We start from the raw sequence: 20,246 nt of genomic DNA on the forward strand, positions 1-20,246 counted from the left end.
CCGTTCGTGGACGGTCGGGGGAAGGCGGATCGATGGAAAATCGTTCTGACATAGCGGTTTAGGCATTTCCGGCGGCATGGGCGACATTAGCATCATGATGACCGACCCCGCCGCTCAGGCAAGTGTTACCTCCGGCGCCGCGATGGATCGTCGCGTCGCGCATCTGCGCAGGCCCTGGTGGCGGCAACCGCAATGGTTTGGACCGCCGCTGGCGCTGCTCGGCGCGGCGCTGGCCTGGCATGTCCTGCCGGCAAGCGGATCGACCGACATCGCCGCAGCCGACATCGAGACCGGGGCGGTCGAACGGACGATCTTCGCCGACGATCTGCCCGTGCGCGCGACGGTGGCGCCGCGCCTCTCCACCTTCGTCAACGCGGTTTCCGGCGGGCAGGTCGAGCGGTTGCTCGTGCAGGACGGCAGCGCCGTCACCGCCGGCGAGGCGCTGGCGACGCTCGCCAATCCGTCGCTGAAGCTCGACGTGATGACCCGCGAGGCGCAGATCGCCAGCCAGCTCGGATCGCTGAGCGGCGACGAACTCGCGCTCGAACGCAGCAAGCTCGATCGCGCGGGACAGACCTCGTCGGCCAATTACGATCTGCTGAAGGCCGAGCGCGACCTGTCGATCCGCCAGCAGCTCCACGATCAGGGCTTCGTCTCGGACGAGGGCGTGAAGAGTTATCGCGAGGAGACCGACTATCAGCGTCAGCGCCTCGCCCAACTGCGCTCGGGCCAGACCGAAGAGGATCGCACCGGCCGCCTGCAAGCCGATCGGCTGGCGGAGACGCGCGCAAGACTGGACGGCAACCTCTCGGCGGTGCGCGCCGGGCTGGACGCGCTGGTGATCCGCGCGCCGGTTGCCGGACGCCTGACCAATTTCACGATCCAGCCGGGGCAGATGCTGAAGGCCGGCGATCCGGCGGGCCAGATCGACAGCGAAGGCTCGTGGAAACTCGTCGCCGACGTCGACGAATATTATCTCGGCCGGGTCGCCGTCGGCCAGAAGGCGACCGCCGAAGGTGGCGCCCGGCTGACGGTGAGCCGCGTGCTGCCGAGCGTCACCGATGGCCGCTTCCGGATCGAGCTGGCCTTCGACGGCACCGCCCCGGCCGGGCTCAACCGCGGCCAGACGCTCGACACGCGGGTGACGCTCGGCGCGGCGTCGCAGAGTATGGTCGCGCCGGTCGGCGGCTGGCTCGATGCCGGCAACGGCGCTTCCGCCTTCGTGCTCGACGGCGACGGCCGCCACGCCCGCCGCCGCGCGATCCGCATCGGGCGGCGCAATCCCGAACAGGTCGAGATCCTCTCCGGGCTCGCGCCCGGCGATCGCATCGTCACCTCCAACACCGCGTCCGTGAAGGGCGACATCCTCAACATCCGCTGAAAGGGGCAGCCATGATCCGTCTCGAGAATATCCAGCGCCGCTATCGCTCCGACGAGGTGGAGACCACCGCGCTGCACGACATCGACCTGATCGTCGAAGCCGGCGAGTTCGTCGCGGTGATGGGGCCGTCCGGCTGCGGCAAGTCGACCCTGCTCAACACGCTGGGCACCGTCGATCGCCCGACCGGCGGCCGCTATCTGTTCGGCGATCGCGATCTGGCGCGGCTCGACGAGGCGGCGCTCGCGCGCTTCCGCGCCGACACGCTCGGCTTCGTCTTCCAGAGCTTCAACCTGATCGACGAACTGACCATCGAGGAGAATGTCGCGCTCGGCCTCGCCTATCGCCGCGATGGGAGCGGCCAGCGGCGGGAGCGGGTCGCCGCGGCGATGGACCGCGTCGGCATCGCCCACCGTGCCCGCCATTATCCGCACCAGCTGTCCGGCGGGCAGCAGCAGCGCGCCGCGATCGCCCGCGCCATCGTCGGCGATCCGAAGCTGATCCTCGCCGACGAGCCGACCGGCAATCTCGATACCGAGAATGGCGCGCAGGTGATGAACATTCTCGCCGGGCTGAACGAGGGCGGCGCGACGATCGTGATGGTGACGCACTCGCCCAGCCACGCCGACATGGCCAAGCGCCGGATCGACATGCTCGACGGCCGCATCGTCGCCTCCGCCGCCCGCGCGATCTGAGGGGACATAGGCCATGAACCGCTTCGCCTTGCTGTCGCTCTATCGCTCGCTCACCCGCCACAGACTCTACAGTGTGCTTAATATCGGCGGCCTCGCCGTGGGGATCGCGGTGTTCCTCGTGCTCGGCCTCTATGTGCGCTTCGAGACCAGCTTCGAACGCTGGCTGCCGAACCATCAGCAAATCTATCTGGTGCAGACCGACTGGATAGGCATCGACAGCCCGTTCGTCGGCACCTGGCCTAACACGATGGGCGGCCTGATCGAGCAGATGAAGGGGGATTATCCCGGCCTCGTCGGCACCCGCATCGAGGGCGGCGAAGGCGGCGGCAGTGTCACGCATGGCGGCATCGCCACGCTGGAGGACATCGCGCAGGTCGACGCGGACTTTTTCAAGATATTCGATCTGCCGATGGTCAGCGGCGACAAGGCCAGGGCCTTGGCTGATCCGTCCGCGGCGGTGCTGAGCCAATCGATCGCGCATAAATATTTCGGCGATGTCGATCCGATCGGACAGACGCTCACGATCACCATCGACAAGCCGATGACCTATCGCGTGACCGGCGTGTTCAAGGATCTGCCCAAGAATACGGATCTGCGCTTCGGCATTTTGACGCGCATCCCCGTAGTCAACCCGGAGGACTGGTGGTTCCATTGGGGAAGCACCTCCGTCACCACCTTCCTCAGATTTCCGACCCCCGCCGCCGCAAAGGCGTTCGAGCAGAAGCTGCCCGGCTTCGTCGATCACCACGGGTTCAAGGATTTGGGCGCGCACGCCTCCCGGAAAATTGCCCTCCCGCTCCTGCCGTTCACGCAGGAGCATCTGAAGCCGGCGGGCCAGGCGAGCGCCAGCCTTGAACTGACGGTGGTGACGCTCGGCCTGGTCGGCCTGCTGACGCTGCTGATCGCGATCGTGAACTACGTCAATCTGACGACGGCGCGCGCCGGACTGCGCGCGCGCGAGGTGGCCATGCGCAAGGTTCTGGGCGCGGATCGTGGCACCCTGCTGCGGCAGTTCATGGGCGAGGCGGTGCTCACCGCCGCCCTGGCGACGCTGGTCGGGCTGATCATCGCCGAGCTCAGCCTGCCGTTCGTCAACGCCGCCGGCGGCCTGTCGCTGTCGATCCCCTATGCGCAGGCGCTGCCGGCACTGGTGGGCCTCGCGCTGGTCATAGGCGCGCTGGCAGGCATCTATCCGGCGCTGCTGCTGGCCCGCTTCCCGGCCGCGCAGGTGCTGGCATCGGCGCGGGCCCCCGGCGGTGGTCGCGCCGGCACGCGGACGCGCGAGATGCTGGTCGTCCTGCAATTCAGCCTGGCGATCGCGTTCATCGTCGGCACGCTGGTGGTGGTCGCGCAGATGCGCCACGTCCGGTCCACCGATCTCGGCTTCAGGCGCGAGGGCCTGCTCGTCGTCTCCTCGCTCAACTATGGCGATCTGGACACCGGCCGGCAGACCGCGCTGATCGATGCCTTCCGGCAGCTGCCGGGCGTGATCGCCGTCGCGACGGCCGACTCGTCCGCCGGTGGTTTCGGCAACAACAACATGAACAATGTCGACATCGACGGGAAGCCGAAGCCCGGCCCGTCGCTGCGGAAGATCGTGATCGGCAGCGATTTCTTCCGCGTCTATCGTCCGCGCCTGCTCGCCGGCCGGCTGTTCGACGATGCGCATCGCATGGACGATGCGAACACACCCAAGACATCGGAACCGCGCAACATCGTCATCAATCGCACGGCCGCACTCAAGCTCGGCTTCCCGTCGCCGCAGCAGGCCGTCGGCAAGACCGTGTGGAGCTCGGGGACGCGCACCATCATCGGCGTCGTCGACGACCTCCGCTTCTTCTCGCCGCGACTGCCGAGCGATCCGACCTATTACGTCGCCTATCGCGGGCTCGCGCCCTATCCGGTGGCGACGCTGCGGTTCAGCGGCGACCCGCGATCGATACTGGCGGCCGTTCGCGCGGTGTGGCTCCGGATGGCGCCACAGGCACCCCTCATCGCCAATACCGGCGAGCATGAACTCGCGAAATTCTACGAGGATGACGACCACGCCGCCCACCTGTTCGCGATCGGCGCCGGCCTCGCCGTCCTGATCGGCTGCGTCGGCCTGTGGGGCCTCGCCTCGTTCAACACGCAGCGGCGGGTCAAGGAGATCGGCATCCGCAAGACGCTCGGCGCTTCCTCCGCCGATATCGTCCGGCTGCTCGTCGGCCAGTTCCTGCGGCCCGTGCTGATCGCCAATCTCATCGCCTGGCCGCTCGCCTTCTTCGCGATGCGGACCTGGCTCGCCGGCTTCGACGATCGCATCGCGCTGTCGCCGCTGTTCTTCATCGGGGCGAGCGTGCTGGCGATCGGCATCGCGGTGCTGACCGTCCTCGGCCAGTCGCTGCGCGCCAGCCGGGCGACGCCGGCCTGGGCGATGCGGCATGAATAGGCTCGCGCTGCTCGCCGCCGGCATGGCCTGCATCGCCGCCCCGGTGTCCGCTGAGACGCTGCGCGATGCGGTCGCCGCCGCCTACGATACCAACCCGCAACTGGCAGAGGCGCGGGCACGGCAGGAGGCGCTAGCGGAAACGCCCGAACAGGCCCGCGCGCAAGGCCGGCTGACCGCCGAGGCGGACGGCAGCGGCGGCTATGACCGCAGCGACTATGGCAAGGGCGGCGTCGGCAGCGTCAGCGCGACGCTGCCGATCTGGACCGGCGGCCGCGTGCCCGCCGCCGTGCGCGCGGCCAAGGGTGACGTCGCGGCCGGAGCCGCCGGCCTGCGCGATACCGAGGCAGGGGTGCTCGAAACCGTGGTCGGCGCCTATGCCGATCTGCTCTACGCCCAGCAGGCCGTCGACGTCGCCCGTGCCGATATCGATCTGCTCGGCCGCCAGGTCGCCGAGGCGCGCTCGCGCTACGCTCTCGGGCAGGCGACGCGCACCGACGTCGCCCAGCTCGAGGCGCAGCACGCCGCCGCCATCGCCACCCTCGCCGACGCGCAGGGATCGGCGGCCGGCGTTGCGGCGACCTATCGGGCGGCGGTCGGCCATGATCCCGGCGCGCTGGAGAGCCAGTCCCCCCGCCCGGCGCTCCCCGCCGACCTCGGCACCGCGCGTCGCTGGGCGATCGATGCCAACCCGCTCGTCCGCCAGCAGCGGCTGACCGCACAGGCCGACGCGGCGCGGATCGCGCAGCAGCGCGCCGAGGGCAACCCCAGCCTCGCGCTGGGCGGCACCTATGGCTATGCGGGGAGCGGCCGGCTGGGTGGCTATAATGACGGCGCCGTCGCCGGGGTTACGCTGAAGGTGCCGCTGCTCACCGGCGGCCTCGTCGCGTCGCGCGTCCGCCAGGCCGAGGCGACCTACCGCGCGGACCGTTTCGCGACCGATGCCGCCGAGCGCGAGGCGACGCGATCGGTCGAGACCGCCTGGGCGAACCTGATCGCCGCCGGTGCCCGCGCCGATGCCGGCACGCAGGCGGTCGACGCCGCGACACTCGCGCTCAAGGGGGTGCGGGCGGAATATGCCTTCTCGCTGAGGACGACGACCGAAATCCTGATCGCCGATGAATCGCTCCGCTCCGCGCAGTTGGCGCTGGCGAGAAGCCACAGCGATCTGCTGATCGCCCAGGCCGCCCTGCTGCGCGCCGCGGGGCGGCTGGATCGCGACAGCTATGAGATAACCGACGCACCGACGCTAAACCAGCGCATCGCCTCCTAGATTAGACGCAGCGGCGTCGCCGCCCTCGAACTGACAAGTATCTTCGATTCTCGCCCGGAAGCGGCCGGTCGGCAATGACCTTCCCCATGCGCTTGTCGAACATGGCTCACAGCAGGCATGAACGGACGGAAGCTTTTAGGATCGTCGATCCATGCCGTGAACGGCTAGAAATGGGCGCCGCTTGTCAAAGTACGCAACATTCAACTGTCGTAATAAAATGGCGAGCGCTTGGCCCAGACCGAGCCCGTATAGCGGGAATGGAGGAGCATGAACGCTCTCCGGCCGAGATGCTCGTGATTGCCGCCCCAGCGCGCGACGCGGATCAGGCGGTAGAGCGTTTCGGCCGCTCTCGGATCATTGGGGTGCGCGGTCACGAACGCCAGCGCGTCCTCCCATAGGGATCGTGCGCCGCGCGCATCGGGGCCGATCGTCGCGTCGGTGAAAAAATGGCTTCGTTCGCGAAGCGCCGCTGCGGTCAGCGGCGCGGCAAATCCCGGCATGTGCAGCGCGAAGGTGCCCGGGCCGCATTTGCCCGCGCAGGGCAGATCGGCCTCGTCCGGCCCGGCGTCGCTGTCGCGGCCATCCCAGAAGCCCTGCGGCATGTAGGCACCGGCGGGCGGAAAGGACGGCGCCGGCGCTTTCCCGCCGACGGGCACGCGCAGCCAATCCACCCAATAGCCCGCGAAGGACGGCTCGCTTCCCTCGGGGCGCGCATAGTCGGCAAGGTCGGTGCGAAGGCTCGGGATCTTCGCCATCACGACAATCTCCGCGAAGCGCTTGGCCGGCCCCGGCGGCGTCGCGACGATCGCCAGCCAGTCGCGACGCACCTGCGGCAACAGCCCGGTCAGCGCGCGCGCGGTCTGGTCGATCGCGGCATCGTCCTGCAAGAGGACGGCGCGGGCATAGTTGGTCAGCGACAGGTCGAGCCGCTGTTCGCGCGGCAGGCTCGGGTCGCGCGCGAGGGTCAATCGCTGGGCGAGCGGGAGCCGATCGATGATCGCGCGCGCGTCGCCGCCGAAGCCGACATAGCCATGGCCTTGCCGGCCCAGCATCCCATCGCCGGCGGGCCAGTCGCCATCGACGCAGCCGCGGCCGGCGCCGGTGCAATAGGGGCGTCGCAGCGCATGTGCCGCGAAATCGGCCAGGCTCGACGCCGATTGCGCGCGGACTGCGAGGAAGATGTTGCGATCGGACGGGGTCAGGTCGCGGCGCGCGAGGATCGTGTCGACCTCGGCGCGTAGCTCGGCGGGAGGTCGGCGCGCGATGGTCAGCCGCAGCCGATGATAGCGCGCCGTCAGCCAGCCCGGATCGCTCGCGGGAAGCCGCGCGGCATCGTCGACGAGCGCGCCGGCGTCTGCGTCGGCGGGCATCGCCAGGGACAATGCTGCGAGCAGCCAGGCGGTCTTGTGGCTCGCCTGCCAGCGTGCGCGGGCGTGGGCGAGCCCGGCGGCACGATCCTTGGGATCGAGCGTCGCGATCCAGTCCGCCGCGTCGGGCATCTGGGGCGCGGTCGCGGACAGGCTCTGATAATCCTTGAACTTCACCGCGACATCGCCGGGCACGCCCGGGGCGTTGAGCGCGCGATCGAGCCGGGCGAGCAGCGCGGCGGGCTGCTCGTGATAATCGAGCACCTGTTTCATCCGCTCGACCTCGCCCTTGCCATAGGTGCCGGCGGGCGCGCTCTCGAGCTTGGCGATCGCCTCGTGCGCGCGGGCGAAATTGTCCGCGCCGGGACGATCGAGCGCGCGGCGCTGGATGACGCGGGCCTGCAAATAGAGCGCCAGCGGCTGCCATGGCGAGCCGCGATCGCGTCCGATCGCCACGAAATCGCGCTCGGCTTCATCGAGGCGCGCGTCGTAGAGCGCCAGCGCAGCCTCCTGATAGCCATGGTCGGCGCGCAGCCACGCGGGGGCATTGGCCGCCAGCACGGGCAGCGTCACGCCGGACTTGCTGCATGCGTCGAACACCGCGTCCTGTGCCGCCAGCCAGGCGCGCACGTCGGGCGACTTCGCTTCATAACGGGCGATGCGCGCCTGGAGCGTGGCAGTCGCCGTGACGAAGGCGTCGGGGAAGCAGGTCGGGATGGCGGTGTAGTTCGGCCCTTCCCGGTCGGTCGCGACGTAATAGAGGTCGGTCGAGGCGCCCGGCACCGCGCGGCGCGCCGCCAGCCAAGCCGATTCATCGTTCTGCGATCGGCCGCAGCAGGGCGTCGCCAGCGACGCGGTCGAAGCGGCATCGACGCGCAGACCGTTGAGCAACCGCCAGTCGAGATAGAGGATCGCGGCGGGCGCATGGCCCTTCATGATCCCCAATCGTCCCGCAGCAAGCGCCGCCTGATCGACCGGCGCCGTCGCCGCGGCGGTGACATAGTCGGGCAGTGGCGGCGGGCCACCCGAGCCCGCTGCGCGTCCCGTCAACGTGACGAGGACGACCGCCGCTATCGCACGCCCGGACAAGCGACTCATCGCCATCGCTCCACTTGCTGTCGGATCGTCTGGAAGTCCGACCGCGTCCAGCTCCGCGGGTCGAACAGATAGACCCTACGCCCCGCCGGCGCGCGCGCAATGGGCTCGTCTGCGGACAGTGCGAGCGCGTGCCGGCAGCGCGGATCGAGAAAGTCTCCGCCCGCTTCGATCCGGGTACGAAGCGAAGGATCGCCTCGCCCCATGCGGAACAGCATCGGCACGATCTCGTCGGCGGTGGCATGATCCAGCCACCCCTCCTGGCACCAGGATGCAAGGGCGGTCATCGACAGCGACAGGGGCTTCGGCAGCCCGGCGCGGACGTCGTGCAGCACGTCGACGAGAATGTTACGCTGCGACCGGCGCACTTCGAAATCGATTTGAACCTCGGGCACGGGAAGGACGAGGGCATAGTGCAACACCGCCGCTGCCACCCGCCGTCGCAAATCCGGCGTCCAATCGGGTGGGTCGCGCTCGTCGATCTGGATATGCACCACGGCGATTCGAGGCGCCGCATTGGTCAGCAGCGGAAATCGCCGCCCGCGGGCGACAAATCCGTCACCTGCGATTTCGACGAATCCCGTTTGGACGGCGATGGGCACGTCTTGGGGCAGGAAGCGCAGGTCTTCGGGACGCTCCCAAGCCCAGACGACCAGCTGCGGCGGGGCAGCCGGCCGCACACGCCGACAGCCCACGGAAAATAGACAGCAGAACAGCATGAGCAAACAGCGTGCGTCGGTTCGCCAGCGATCTCGTTTCAAAGGCGCTCCGTTCGTTGGCAAGCGAGGTCCGATCCCCTGCCATGCCTCGATGCAAAGCCGCTGTCAGCACGTGGCGACGGTCGTCGCCATTGAGGAAGCCGCTCGGCACGCAAGCTTGGATAGGTGCGGGAGTTTGGTCTCCCGATGAACATAGGGCGGTTTTCGGGATTGGCTGCTGATAGTCCGGATGGCGTAGATGGGGGTCTTGCCGATGGTCAGCTTTGTCCTCAGCATACTCGAATTGACAATATCGTCGTCGGAGCATGGTTGATGCGGGTCGGTCATTCGGGTGAGGCTCAGTTGCCCTTGATCATCCCGATCGTTCGGGGATGTCACGCCAGCCGTCCGTGCGCCCGGAACCAGGCGACTTCGTCGTGCAGGGTCTCGTCCGTTGGCCTGAACCGCAGGCCCAATTCGGTTTCGCTCTTGGCGGCGCTGAAGCGGGATCGCTCATTCTCGGTCGTCAGGGCGCGCGCCATAGCCCAACTGAAAAGGACAGGCTTGCCGGTCATGCATCCATCCTGGCAACACCATGGCAGCCCAGAAATCGGAATGCTGCTCAAGGAAGGCCAGGACTTCCCGGTCGGAAAGAATCTTGCTCCGATAGTAATCGTCGGCATCGCGCTCATCGCGCAGCATGCTCTCGTCCACGATCTGGCCACGCTTTCCGCGAAGCACCGCGATGGAACTCGCATGCACGAAACGCCGCACGCCCATGGCCTGGGCGTGCTGCAAAAGCGCCCGCGTCCCTAGCACATTGGCGCTATGCAGTTTGGCCCAATGGCTGCCGCCGGTGTAGGAGTCGCGAAAATAGGCGGCTGTATGGAAGACCACATCGACCCCGACCAAGGCGGGTGCGAAGGCTTCAACGGCCAGCATGTCGCCGGTTACGATCTCGACCGGCAGATCGGCAAACTGCTGCTGGGCCTTGTCGGGTGAGCGAGCGAGGGCGCGCACGCGAAACCCCTGTGTCAGCAGTTCGCGCACGAGATTGTTGCCGAGCAGCCCCGTCGCGCCGGTCACGAAGGCGACAGGCTTTCGGGTTGGAAAAACATCATCCATATCAAGGCTCCACGAATGGGAGCCATGGCCTATAAGGGTGAACCAAGGTTCATGGTCAAGGCCATTGCATATGCTGATCGGAGAGTTTTCCAGGCGCACCGCGTTGAGCGCCGCCACCATACGCTTCTACGTCCGGAAGGGGCTGATTGCCCCGGAGACGGGGCGGTTGGGCGGCAGCAATCCTTATGCCCGTTTCACGGAGCGCGACGTGCAGATCGCCGCCATGATCCGCTTTGGACAATCGCTGGGTATGTCGCTCAAGGATATCGCCAGTGTGAACGACGAGATGCAGGCCGAAGGCTTGTCACGGGAGCGCGCGGTCGAGCTCATGGATGAGCAACTCGAGATCATGAAACGCAAAACCCAGGATCTGGCCACTATGACGGACTATCTGCAGGCCAAGCGGGACTGGATCGCAGACGGCCAAACGGGTGACGAGCCGCGTCTGGCTGCTCGTTTGTTATGCTCGCTTTGACGGGCGCACAGCCGGAGCCCCGGCCCAGTGAGCTCCCATAGCTCGCGCGACGAGCCGAGCGTTTTGGATCCACCGAAATAGGGAACGGATCTTAGGCTCGGGAACGACGGCAGAGGGCGCGGACCTGTCCGGCTCCTCGTCGAAATCGGAAGCCGGGTCCGCCAGATTTCTGTTCCCTCCGCAAGTGTCAGTGCGTCCTCCACATCCACACCGAGATAATGAACCATGTTCTCGATCTGGAGGTGTCCAAGCAGGATCTGCGTGGCGCCGAGATCGTCGGTCGTCTTGTGGATTATTGAAGCCTTGGTTCGGCGCAGTGAGCATGTGCCATACTGATCCCGCCGGAGCCCGATGCCGACCACCCATTTATCGACGAGCCGAGCATATGGCCGGGCGCTGAGATGATCGGTGTGATCGATGCCCCGGCTCGGTCGCGACCGACATGGGCGGAAGCGGCGCGCCGCGAACCGTCGAGCAGGGCGCCGCCATCGCCATACGGCTCGCGACGCTCGATGAGGCGGTCGGCTACCAGTTCCCGTGGACGCTGATCAGGATCTTCCAGCCGTTGGGCGGCAAAGGCCGATCAGGCAAGGCGAGCTGAAAGCCCGGAGACGATCAGTTCGAGCGCGGCCCGTTCGACCGGAGTCGGCCCCGGCGGCAGACCGCCGTCCAGTGCAAGCGTCGCCATGCCATGTACACCGGACCAGCAAGCGAGCGCCGCCGCCTCCAGGCTCTTCGGGCTCAGCCCCTCCACCCGACGCACCATGACGGCATAGGCATTGTCATCGACGGGCGGCGGACCTCCGTCATGGCATGAGAACATAAGCCTGAACAGAGCCGGCCGCGCGCGCGCAAATGCGAGATACGCTTCACCCTGCGCGACCAGCGCCTCGCGATCGTCCGAGCAGTCGTCGGCCTCCAGCAGCTTTGCACGGAGTTCTCCGAATCCATGGGCAGCGACCGCTGCGAGGAGGGCCGCCTTGTCCTCGAAGTGACGATAGGGCGCCATGGCAGACACCCCGGCGTGACGGGCGACCGCGCGCAGGCTCACATCCTCCCCACGTTCGAGCGCGCCGAGCGCCGCCTCAAGCAGTCGTTCCGACAATGGCGGCGATGGCACCTGAACCATGTTTACAGTGTAAACCTATTTTGCTACGTTTACACCGTAAATAACAAGGAGTCGGACAATGCAAGCTTCGAGCAAGCGCCAGTCGGTCGATCTCTCAAATTATCCCGACCTCGTCATGATCATGCTCGGGTTGCGCCTGAAGAGTTGGCGAGGCTTCTCCGCCCTGAGACAGATCGGGCCAGGATTGAACGCGGTGATGCGGTCCTATCCTGAAGGTCTGCTTCTCCACGAGGGATTAAGGTTCAGTCTGACGCACATCGGTTTTCGCCAATATTGGCGGGATTTAGAAGCGCTCGAGCGCTTCACCCGCAGCGAACCGCACGCCGAATGGTGGCGAAAGATGCGCGAGCTGTCCGCGCACGCCGGCTTCTGGCACGAGACCTATCACGCGCGTGGTGGGGTCGAGGCGGTCTATGTGGGCATGCCGGAACCGGTCGGCCTGCTCCGCTTCGCACCGGAGCGGCCGCCGGTCGGGTCGCTCATGTCTGCGCGCTCGCGCATCCAAGGCGGCGCATCGGCCGCCGCCGTTTGACCGCGAGCGCAGGCCCGAGGTTGACTGAGCCAGCGAAAGACGCCGCGCTTCGTCAACGGCTCGAAGAGCTTTTCAGACTCTTCAGAATCAACCACCGCGTTATCGGCCAGTATTGGTCCTTGAGCTCAACCATATCGGAAGTTCGTACCGCCTCAGCAACCGTTCGCGCCTAGCATTACAGTTGCATTCTAGTTTTGAGATGAGCTCGTCTGGCAGCGGCTTGGTGCGCGCGTCGCCAGCATGACCAGGCGATGATGTACGCGGGCCGTATGCGGCGCTGAGCGAGCTTGTTGGCGATCCGCCGAACTTCCTGGATCGACCAGCGGATCAGATCCTGACGGTCCGCGTCCTCGATCTTTTTGGGGGCGTCACGGCATTGGCGCGGTATCGGATCACCGCCATCATGGCGAAGGCGAGCATGACCAGAGAGACGTGGCGATGCCAGCCATGCCACGAACGGCTTTCGTTATGATCGAGGCCGAGTTCGTTTTTGGTGGTCTCGAAGCTATCTTCAATCGCCCAACGACGGCCTTCGACAGCGACGAGTGTCTGGATGTTGGTGCCGGCCGGGCACCAGGTCGTGAAGTAGGCCAGGTCACCGTCGCTGATGTTACGGCGGATCAGCAGGCCCCGGGTCCACACGCCTGATTTCGTCTCGTCATATTCATCGGCATCGAGATCGGCGAGCTCGCAATATGCCCAGTCATGAAGACGGGCGCCCTTTGTGCCCTCACCAGCGGACAGGCGTTTCCATGCGTCTGCATCGAGGTCTTGTGCGATCTCCTCCGCCTTGCCTGCGACCGGGGGCTTGTCGCCCCAAGAGCCAAAATAGTGATCCGACTTCACGCCGAGAACGTAGCCCTTGCAGGCTCGACGCAGGGCCTGCTCGACGTCACCGACCCCATATACGGCGTCCGCCGCGACCCATGAAAATGGGACCTTGGCCGCCAAAGCCCGCTGTATCATCTGAACAGCCAAAGCCGGCTTGGTGGCGAAGGCTAACGCTTCAGGGACATGGGTTGCGGCAAGTCGTGCGGGATCACCCGTCCAGCTCTTTGGAAGATACAAAGCGCGATCGATAAACGCGTGCCCGCGAGCCGATACATAGGCCACGAATACACCGATCTGGCAGTTCGTGATCTTGCCAGCCGATCCGGTATATTGACGCGCAACGCCACAGGAAGCCTTGCCTTGCTTGAGGAAACCGGTCTCGTCGATGACCAGGACTGCCTCGTCGGTCGCAAGGCTCTCAACAACATAGTCTCGTACGATGTCGCGAAGCTCGTCTGCCTCCCATCGCCCGCGGCCCAAAATAGCCTGTTGCCGCCAAGGCCCCGGATCCCCTGCAGCCTCGGCGCGCATCCAACCCGTCTTGCGGCGCTCGTCACTCAGCAAGCCGTCCAGAAACAGGTTCGCAGACGCCGCAACGCGCTCCTGCGTGAACAACCCGCGCATACGGCTCTTCACGTCCCGCAGCGAGGACGCCCACAACTCCAGTGTCGCTTCTATCGATGCACCCGTCATCCACGGCCTCCTTACCATGGAGACCTATTGATTCAGAGTTCCGCTTGATATGCAACTGTAATGCTAGCGCGGATCGACATTCAGCGGATCGGGTGGCGATCTACACCCGAAGCAATCGTCATCCTGAACTTGTTTCGGGATCCCAGCGAAACTTGGCGCTGAGCGCCCGGAAGAGGCGGGATGCTGAAACAAGTTCAGCATGACGGTTTGAAACAAGATGATCACCCGATATCCAATTAATCCGAATGTCGATTGGCTCTAGATGAGCGAGACTGCCATCTGCATTTTGCTCAGCCTCGACAGAAGTCCCCCAACTTGATGTCCTGCGATCTCATTCGACTTATGACCGATCGGGCGCTTTTGGGAGCGGCGCGAGCGGCAATAACTGGGCAAAAATCTGTCCTACTCAAAAGCGACGGTTGGCTATCTGGAAGAGACAACCGTCAAAACTCACTCCACCCCTGCGTCGTACCCGCATAGCGAACGGCACGGCCGTATTTCTGAAATTCCGCCTGTACGTCGGGCATGGCGCGTGCCTTGGCCATGGCTTGGTGCATTGCGGTTTCCAGCGGGGTATGCGCCTCATGCCCCTCGAAATTGATGAAGAGGCCCAGCGCCATCGGCCGCGTGTCGCTGCCCCGCAATCGCGTCACCAGCATGTCAGCAACCGCTTTGGGATCGTTGCGACACGCGGCGGCAGCGGCAGAGGCGCTCCAATTGTCGTCGGGCTTCGCGGCCAGCTTGGCCTCGGGAGCCTTGGCATCGTCGTTCCGACCCAGCGCCCGCAGCGCGCAATCCTCGTTCGCCCACACCCACATCTTGCCGTAGGCCGACATCCGATCGAGGTGATGCGCGTCGAGATCGGACAGATTATCGAGCCCGGCCTGATAATGGCCGGCAGCGATCAGCATCTCGTCCCGATTGATCGCCATCGAAACCAGTTCCGGATAGCGATCGATGCCGAGCGCGAGCACGCCATCCAGAGCAGCGATCGCTTCGTCGATCCGCCCGGCGGCGCGGAGATTGCTGGCATATTCATTGATCAGCCAGAAGGCGTCGAGGCCCGTCACCTCGATCTGCGTCTTGTCCTTGGCGAGCGCTGCGCCGGCCTGCAACGCGTCCGCGAACCGGCCCAGCGCGCGAAGCGCCTGCATCTGATGGCTCACCATCTGGTAATCCCTCGGCGCTGCCTTCGCCGCGGCGGCGGTGCGATCCGCCTCCGCCTCCAGACTCTTGCGGAAGCCGTCGCCGGCGAACCGGTCGATCTCCGGCCAGAGCGGCTGGTGGCGCCGGTCGATCGCGAGCGCTACCAGAGTGGCGACCGGCGGATTTTGGGCCAAATCCGTTTTCGCATCCGCCAGCTCGCCACGCAGGCTATGCCCCACGATCGCGCAGCCGAGCATGTCATCGCCGAAATCCGTGCGCGGCTGCTGCTGCCAGCCGGCCCTCGCCAACGCTATGCAGATATCCTCGCGCGCCGTCTCGCGCTTGTCGGCCGCGAGCTTGGATGCTTTCTGGAGCGCGATCCGCGCCCATTGCTGGTCGAGCGCCGCGATCACCTTGGGCTGCGACTGCGCCACGCTGCGTATCGCCGCCGCGACGCTATCGCCCGTGCCGAGATCGAGCTCGTAGGCGATCCAGACGCGCAGGATGTCGGGATTGCTCTGATATTGCGCCGCGGACGATTGCAACGCCGGCAAAGCCGCTTGCGGCCGCTGCAGATCGGCGAGGATCACTCCCTTCAGCCCGTCGATCAGACCCGCCACCGGCGACGGATGCGCCACCTTGTCCGAGACCGCGGAAAGCAGGGACAGTGCTTCCAGCTTCGAAGGCTGATCGGTCTTCTGCATGAGATTGCCGATCTTCGCCATGTCTGGCCTGATCTTGTCCCAGGTCGCGGCATCGATGCCCTCTGGAACGGGCGCGGCACGCGGAGACTTGTCGAGATAGAATTCGATCCCGGTCCCGTCCTTGATCCGATCCGATAGCGCGTAGACCGCTTCGGCATCCTTGGCCGGCACCTCGTCCTGCGGCCCGATGTCGATCCGGTAGACCATGTGCAGGCCATCAGCGAGCTTGGTGGAACGGCGCGAGAAGGCGACCGGCCCCGCTTCGGTATCGACGTCATCCATCGGATCGAGCATCCGGCCCTTGACGTGCAGATCGATCGTTTGCTCATTCGCCAGATCATTGCTGATGCCGAGTGGCTCGACGCGTGGATTGGCCTGCCGATCGGGCAGGACACCCTGCAACAGATACGCCCGCGTGATCAGCGTCCCGAGGACGTTTGCTTTCGTGAACGCATCCCGCGACATCGTGTAATTTTCGATCATCGTCGTCGCGTTGACATCGCGATCGTCGCTCAGTTGGAGAGGTTTGCTCTCGACGAGCCCGGGGAAACGCCGGCGATAGAATTCGAGATTGTTGTCCGCGATCTTGGCAGCCGAGCTGTCGGCCCAACTGGCGCGACTATTGTCGGCGCGCGCGCCTGTGGTGCGCGTCTCGACGTGGAGGATCAGCGGCGTATCGGCCGTCTCGTCGACGGTGAACTGCTCGAGCACGACCACCCGGCCGGCATGATCCGTGTAGCTGTCCATATGTTCTAGGCTGGTCTGCCCCGCCCGGATCGGCAGCGCATAGCCGAAGTCCGCCGGAACGATCGCCGCGCCGCGCCCGCCTCGCTGGGCGCCGGTCGCGTCGATCCAGGTCACCTTGCCGTCGATCACCGCGCGCACCACGACATGATCGAATTCGAGCGGCGACGGCAGGCGATCGGGCAGCCGCTCCCCAGCCTTGGTGGCGACCAGCGCCGGTACTGCGTCGATGCCCAGCCGACGCAGCGCCACGGCCAGCAGCAGGCTCTTGTCCTTACAGTCGCCATATCCCCGGGCGAGGACTGTCTTCGGCCGGCGCGGCACGTAGGAGCCCTCGCCCATTTCCTCCCCGACGTAGCGGATATTGTCCTGCACATAGCGGGTGGCTTCGGTCAGCCGGTCGCCAGGAGCAGGGAAGGCCTTGGCGATGGCATCGAGACGCGCCGCGAAATCATCGGGTAGGCTGTCGTCGCCCTGATAAAGCCCGGTCGCCCACCGGGCCAGCTCTGCCCAGTCCTTCATCGTCGATATGTCGATCTGGCCCCATTCGAACGCCGTATAGGGAACGTCATCTTCCGCCCGCATCGCGGGCGGATCCGTCGCGGTCCACTCCCATTCCGCGCCATCGGCGGTGTTGCGCGTGGCGAAAGCGATGTCGCTGTTTATCGCCTTGATGCGGGGAGACATTCCCGCAGGCCAGACGAAGCGCAGCGCCCGCATCGCCAGCGGATCGGTATAACGTTGCGAAAGATGATAGAAGGCTTGGCCCGTCCACAAGCTGGTGCGCGTGTGCGTCGTGACGGCATAATCGACGATATCGCCCACCCGCACGTCGGGCAGGTTGGCGATGGCCTTGAGCGTGCCACTGACGATGCCGTCGTCTAGCTCCCCCTCATGCTCGACCACGCGGAACTGTGCGGCGCCGGTCAGATCGATGATCTTCCCGTTCCGGATCAGATGGACGAAGTTCACGCCCACGCTTTCGAAGGCGGGATCATAGATCATCGAAATCTGGCCTGATGCTTCGAGGCCGCTGCGATTCGCCACCTCCATCGACAGGCGAAACCAGTTGTCGTGACCGTCGGCCCGCGTTCGGTATTGCTCATCGGTCAGCAGGTAGGCGACGCCGCTCTGCGCCCGATCGAGGCGCGCCTTGGTGGCCTCCGGAATGGTGCGGTCGTGGATCCAGGATGGCGCTGGCTCGATTGCGATACCTTGTGCGGGTCTGGATAGCTCCGTGTCCGCCGCTTTCGCCGCTATTCCGCCATCGGCCGAATGTCCGGGAACCGCAAGAAAGGCTGAGCACAAGATGAGAAATGCCGGCACATTAGGCCGTTTCAATGATTTCCGCACGCTACTGGCTGCCCCCAACCCTGCCCCTTGGGGCGAACCCTAAAGCGCCATCAGTTCCTAAACAAGTTCGTCCGACTGAATTCCCGATGTCAGGATCGATCCGTGGGAACAGCGGAGACTTTTTGGCATCGGCATGTTTGAAAACAAGTTTTAAGCGCTAGAGTTCATCCGTAAACGCTAGGAGTTGCCAGCAGAAAAGCATGGATCTGTCGCGCCACCATGTCCGTCGACGGACGGTGTTTCATCCGAACCCGACCGACGGCGATTGCGAACCGCGTCGAAACTCGGCAATGGCCGTTTTTGAACGCGAAGCCAACCGACAGCAAATGCCAGCGGGGCCGTAAAAATATTCCCGATACAAATATACCTTGGACGATTTCTTGGAATTTCCGCAGACGAAACCGAGATTTCGCACCCTTTTCGGCACCCGTTCCGCTCCATTCGGCGTCCCCATTGCTGATTGACCACTCTTTCCTGCCCACAGGAGTGCCCAACGCGCTGCCTCGATTGGCGCGAAGCCGTGGTCGGATATGGCTCGTCAATCCCTATTTCTACGAGGACGCCAACGACGCCGCTAAAGCCAGCGAAGGCGCTCGTCATAGAAAGGGATGAGACGCCCCTCCCCAGCGGCTTGTCGCCACGAACGACAGCCCGCCAGCGTCGATCGGCAGGGCCAGGATCGACGCCGCCTTGGCGCGTATCGCTCGTCTGATCGGCCGGCAGATCGTCCGCGAAACTTTCGCCAGACGCCATGTCGTCAACGACAACGCTTCATCAGGCGAGGGCACGATGAAGAATAGGCCGCCCCAGAGCGCTAACGCAATGATACAATTGTTGACACGGGCAGGTGCTCATGATCGTATCTACCCCGTAGATACAGGAGCATCCGACATGCGCGTGCAGGTCAAGAAATGGGGCAACAGCGCCTCCGTGCGGATACCGTCCTCGGTGATGGCAGCTGCCTCGCTTCATATCGATCAGGCGGTGGATGTCCGCGAGGAAGATGGCCGGGTCGTGATCGAGCCGGTGCGCGCGCCGGTTTATCGTCTCGACGATCTGCTTGCCGGCATGTCGCCCGAGACCTTCCCCGATGACGTCGACTTCGGCGCTCCGGTAGGCAAGGAAATCTGGTGATGGCGGCCTGGGTGCCGGACAGCGGGGATATCGTCTGGCTGCACTTCGATCCGCGGGCAGGGCATGAGCAGGCCGGACACCGTCCGGCGCTGGTACTTTCCCCTGCCCGCTATAACGGCGCGCGTGGCATGATGCTGTGTTGTCCGATGACATCGCGGATCAAGGGCTATGCATTCGAGGTCGTTGTAAGTCATGATCCGCCGAGCGCGGTCTTGGCCGATCAGATCAAGAGCCTCGACTGGCGAGCCCGAAAGGCGAGCCACAGGGGTAACGTACCGGCAGCGGTGCTTGCCGACGTTCGCGCGAAGATCAAACCGTTGCTGCAGATTTAGGATGCTCAAACAGCCGTAGGAGATGACCGGTGCCCCGCGTGGCCTTATGCGCCCGTTATTCCTCGGACCAGCACAGCGAGTCGTCGATCGACGACCAGATGCGGATTTGCCGAGAGCAGGCGGCACGAGAGGGCTGGCAAGTGGCGGGCACCTACAAGGACGCGGCGATCTCCGGCCGAGCGTGACGCTGCGGCCCGGCATCCAAGCGCTTCTGCAAGATTCGCACGCCGGCAAATTCGAAGTCGTGCTGGCGGAGGCATTGGACCGCGTCTTGCGCGATCAAGCCAACGTCGCAACGCTCTACGAGCATCTCCAGTTGCGGGGGTTCGGGTCATCATCCTCGCTGAAGGCGGAATCAGTGAACTCCATGTCGGCCTCAAGGGCACGATGAACGCGCTGTTCCTGAAGGATGTGCGAAGAAGACGCACCGCGGCCTGCGCGGCCACGACTTGGGGTCCGGACGCACGAAACCCCCGGCTGTGGTGAGCCGGGGGTTATGCGTTTTTGGTTGCGGGGACAGGATTTGAACCTGTGACCTTCAGGTTATGAGCCTGACGAGCTACCGGGCTGCTCCACCCCGCGCCAAATGGTCCTGCATTGGTTGCAGGGTATGTGAATGGGTTTTTGTGAGTTACGCGGATGGGGAAGCCTGGCGGCGCCCTACTCTTCCATCGCTTGAGCGATAGTACCATTGGCGCAGTCCGGTTTCACGGCCGAGTTCGGGATGGGATCGGGTGGGTCACAGACGCTATGGCCACCAAGCTACCTGATCCGCGTAACCTATTGGGTAGAAATCGATGTTGGTTTTGTAACGGTTACGATGCTGATGATATCCTGTTCCGTTCAACCTTGAGGTTGGCGGTGTGGAACTCTCAAGCGCGAATAGAGCAATTAGTACCGGTTAGCTCCATGGGTTACCCCACTTCCACATCCGATCTATCAACGTGATGGTCTTTCACGGCTCTATGAAATCTTATCTCGAGGGAGGCTTCCCGCTTAGATGCTTTCAGCGGTTATCCCGTCCGTACATAGCTACCCTGCTGCGCGGCTGGCGCCACGACAGGTCCACCAGAGGTACGTTCAACCCGGTCCTCTCGTACTAGGGTCAACTCCT

The 20,246-nt window shown here is 65.0% G+C and carries 18 protein-coding genes, 1 tRNA gene, 2 rRNA genes and 1 pseudogene (1 of these 22 cut by a window edge); 11 read left to right on the forward strand and 11 right to left on the reverse strand.

Annotated elements, in window-relative coordinates; translation table 11 throughout:
* The first annotated feature begins 76 nt into the window (after positions 1 to 76).
* From PBT88_RS19620 to PBT88_RS19635, 4 genes are read left to right on the forward strand one after another with little or no spacing between them, the layout of a single operon-like run.
* A complete protein-coding gene (locus tag PBT88_RS19620; protein WP_270076972.1) occupies positions 77 to 1,381 on the forward strand; it encodes an efflux RND transporter periplasmic adaptor subunit in 1,305 nt (434 codons plus the stop codon).
* 11 nt (positions 1,382 to 1,392) lie between these two features.
* A complete protein-coding gene (locus PBT88_RS19625; protein WP_270076973.1) occupies positions 1,393 to 2,073 on the forward strand; it encodes an ABC transporter ATP-binding protein in 681 nt (226 codons plus the stop codon).
* A gap of 13 nt (positions 2,074 to 2,086) precedes the next feature.
* Positions 2,087 to 4,504 (forward strand): ABC transporter permease, encoded by a 2,418-nt coding sequence (locus tag PBT88_RS19630; protein ID WP_270076974.1) that lies wholly within the window; start codon positions 2,087 to 2,089, stop codon positions 4,502 to 4,504.
* Positions 4,497 to 5,774 (forward strand): TolC family protein, encoded by a 1,278-nt coding sequence (locus PBT88_RS19635; RefSeq protein ID WP_270076975.1) that lies wholly within the window; start codon positions 4,497 to 4,499, stop codon positions 5,772 to 5,774. Before PBT88_RS19630 ends, PBT88_RS19635 begins: the two co-directional genes overlap by 8 nt.
* Positions 5,775 to 5,974: 200 nt before the next feature.
* Here the strand turns inward: PBT88_RS19635 and PBT88_RS19640 are convergent, their stop codons facing one another.
* The 4 genes from PBT88_RS19640 to PBT88_RS19655 form a co-directional block, all read right to left on the reverse strand.
* Positions 5,975 to 8,239, reverse strand: coding sequence for a hypothetical protein (locus tag PBT88_RS19640; protein WP_270076976.1), 2,265 nt, complete (start codon positions 8,237 to 8,239; stop codon positions 5,975 to 5,977).
* On the reverse strand, positions 8,236 to 8,955 hold the full coding sequence (locus tag PBT88_RS19645; protein WP_270079327.1) for a hypothetical protein: 720 nt from the start codon (positions 8,953 to 8,955) through the stop codon (positions 8,236 to 8,238). The genes PBT88_RS19640 and PBT88_RS19645 overlap by 4 nt, the downstream gene beginning before the upstream one ends.
* Before the next feature lie 374 nt (positions 8,956 to 9,329).
* A complete protein-coding gene (locus PBT88_RS19650; RefSeq protein WP_270076977.1) occupies positions 9,330 to 9,476 on the reverse strand; it encodes a hypothetical protein in 147 nt (48 codons plus the stop codon).
* Entirely contained in the window at positions 9,448 to 10,059 is a 612-nt protein-coding gene (locus tag PBT88_RS19655; RefSeq protein ID WP_270076978.1) for an NAD(P)H-binding protein, read from the reverse strand. The genes PBT88_RS19650 and PBT88_RS19655 overlap by 29 nt, the downstream gene beginning before the upstream one ends.
* Before the next feature lie 70 nt (positions 10,060 to 10,129).
* Here PBT88_RS19655 and PBT88_RS19660 point away from each other — a divergent pair, with 70 nt between their 5' ends.
* Positions 10,130 to 10,534, forward strand: coding sequence for a helix-turn-helix domain-containing protein (locus tag PBT88_RS19660; RefSeq protein WP_270076979.1), 405 nt, complete (start codon positions 10,130 to 10,132; stop codon positions 10,532 to 10,534).
* A gap of 164 nt (positions 10,535 to 10,698) precedes the next feature.
* Here the strand turns inward: PBT88_RS19660 and PBT88_RS19665 are convergent.
* Positions 10,699 to 10,965 (reverse strand): annotated as a pseudogene (locus tag PBT88_RS19665) (integrase); the annotation flags it as partial.
* A gap of 11 nt (positions 10,966 to 10,976) precedes the next feature.
* On the opposite strand from PBT88_RS19665, the gene PBT88_RS19670 reads away from it, so the two are divergent.
* Positions 10,977 to 11,135, forward strand: a complete 159-nt coding sequence (locus PBT88_RS19670; RefSeq protein WP_270076980.1) for a hypothetical protein — start codon at positions 10,977 to 10,979, stop codon at positions 11,133 to 11,135.
* On the opposite strand, the gene PBT88_RS19675 is transcribed toward PBT88_RS19670, so the two are convergent.
* On the reverse strand, positions 11,118 to 11,639 hold the full coding sequence (locus PBT88_RS19675) for a TetR/AcrR family transcriptional regulator (protein ID WP_270076981.1): 522 nt from the start codon (positions 11,637 to 11,639) through the stop codon (positions 11,118 to 11,120). The two genes, PBT88_RS19670 and PBT88_RS19675, sit on opposite strands and share 18 nt — an antisense overlap.
* Before the next feature lie 82 nt (positions 11,640 to 11,721).
* On the opposite strand from PBT88_RS19675, the gene PBT88_RS19680 reads away from it, so the two are divergent.
* Positions 11,722 to 12,195: a monooxygenase family protein gene (locus PBT88_RS19680; protein WP_270076982.1), complete on the forward strand. Its 474-nt coding sequence runs from the start codon at positions 11,722 to 11,724 to the stop codon at positions 12,193 to 12,195.
* Between the two features lie 327 nt (positions 12,196 to 12,522).
* On the opposite strand, the gene PBT88_RS19685 is transcribed toward PBT88_RS19680, so the two are convergent.
* Together PBT88_RS19685 and PBT88_RS19690 are read right to left on the reverse strand one after the other, a co-directional pair.
* The gene (locus PBT88_RS19685) at positions 12,523 to 13,737 is read right to left on the reverse strand and encodes an IS701 family transposase (RefSeq protein ID WP_270075978.1); all 1,215 of its coding nucleotides are present in this window, start codon (positions 13,735 to 13,737) and stop codon (positions 12,523 to 12,525) included.
* Positions 13,738 to 14,162: 425 nt separating this feature from the next.
* Positions 14,163 to 17,366 (reverse strand): DUF3857 domain-containing protein, encoded by a 3,204-nt coding sequence (locus PBT88_RS19690; RefSeq protein WP_270076983.1) that lies wholly within the window; start codon positions 17,364 to 17,366, stop codon positions 14,163 to 14,165.
* Between the two features lie 990 nt (positions 17,367 to 18,356).
* On the opposite strand from PBT88_RS19690, the gene PBT88_RS19695 reads away from it, so the two are divergent.
* From PBT88_RS19695 to PBT88_RS19710, 4 genes are all read left to right on the forward strand, one after another.
* Entirely contained in the window at positions 18,357 to 18,800 is a 444-nt protein-coding gene (locus PBT88_RS19695; RefSeq protein ID WP_270076984.1) for an AbrB/MazE/SpoVT family DNA-binding domain-containing protein, read from the forward strand.
* On the forward strand, positions 18,800 to 19,132 hold the full coding sequence (mazF, locus tag PBT88_RS19700) for an endoribonuclease MazF (RefSeq protein WP_270076985.1): 333 nt from the start codon (positions 18,800 to 18,802) through the stop codon (positions 19,130 to 19,132). Before PBT88_RS19695 ends, mazF begins: the two co-directional genes overlap by 1 nt.
* 98 nt (positions 19,133 to 19,230) lie before the next feature.
* On the forward strand, positions 19,231 to 19,317 hold the full coding sequence (locus PBT88_RS19705; protein WP_270079328.1) for a hypothetical protein: 87 nt from the start codon (positions 19,231 to 19,233) through the stop codon (positions 19,315 to 19,317).
* Entirely contained in the window at positions 19,314 to 19,523 is a 210-nt protein-coding gene (locus PBT88_RS19710; RefSeq protein ID WP_270076986.1) for a recombinase family protein, read from the forward strand. The genes PBT88_RS19705 and PBT88_RS19710 overlap by 4 nt, the downstream gene beginning before the upstream one ends.
* Positions 19,524 to 19,637: 114 nt before the next feature.
* Here the strand turns inward: PBT88_RS19710 and PBT88_RS19715 are convergent.
* The 3 genes from PBT88_RS19715 to PBT88_RS19725 form a co-directional block, all read right to left on the reverse strand.
* Positions 19,638 to 19,714, reverse strand: a tRNA-Met gene (locus PBT88_RS19715).
* Positions 19,715 to 19,779: 65 nt separating this feature from the next.
* Positions 19,780 to 19,894 (reverse strand): 5S ribosomal RNA (gene rrf / locus PBT88_RS19720).
* 109 nt (positions 19,895 to 20,003) lie between these two features.
* Positions 20,004 to 20,246: ribosomal RNA gene (locus tag PBT88_RS19725) — 23S ribosomal RNA — on the reverse strand (it continues 2,581 nt past the right edge of the window).

The sequence above is a fragment of the Sphingomonas abietis genome (assembly GCF_027625475.1).
Taxonomy (GTDB): Bacteria; Pseudomonadota; Alphaproteobacteria; order Sphingomonadales; family Sphingomonadaceae; genus Solisphingomonas; species Solisphingomonas abietis.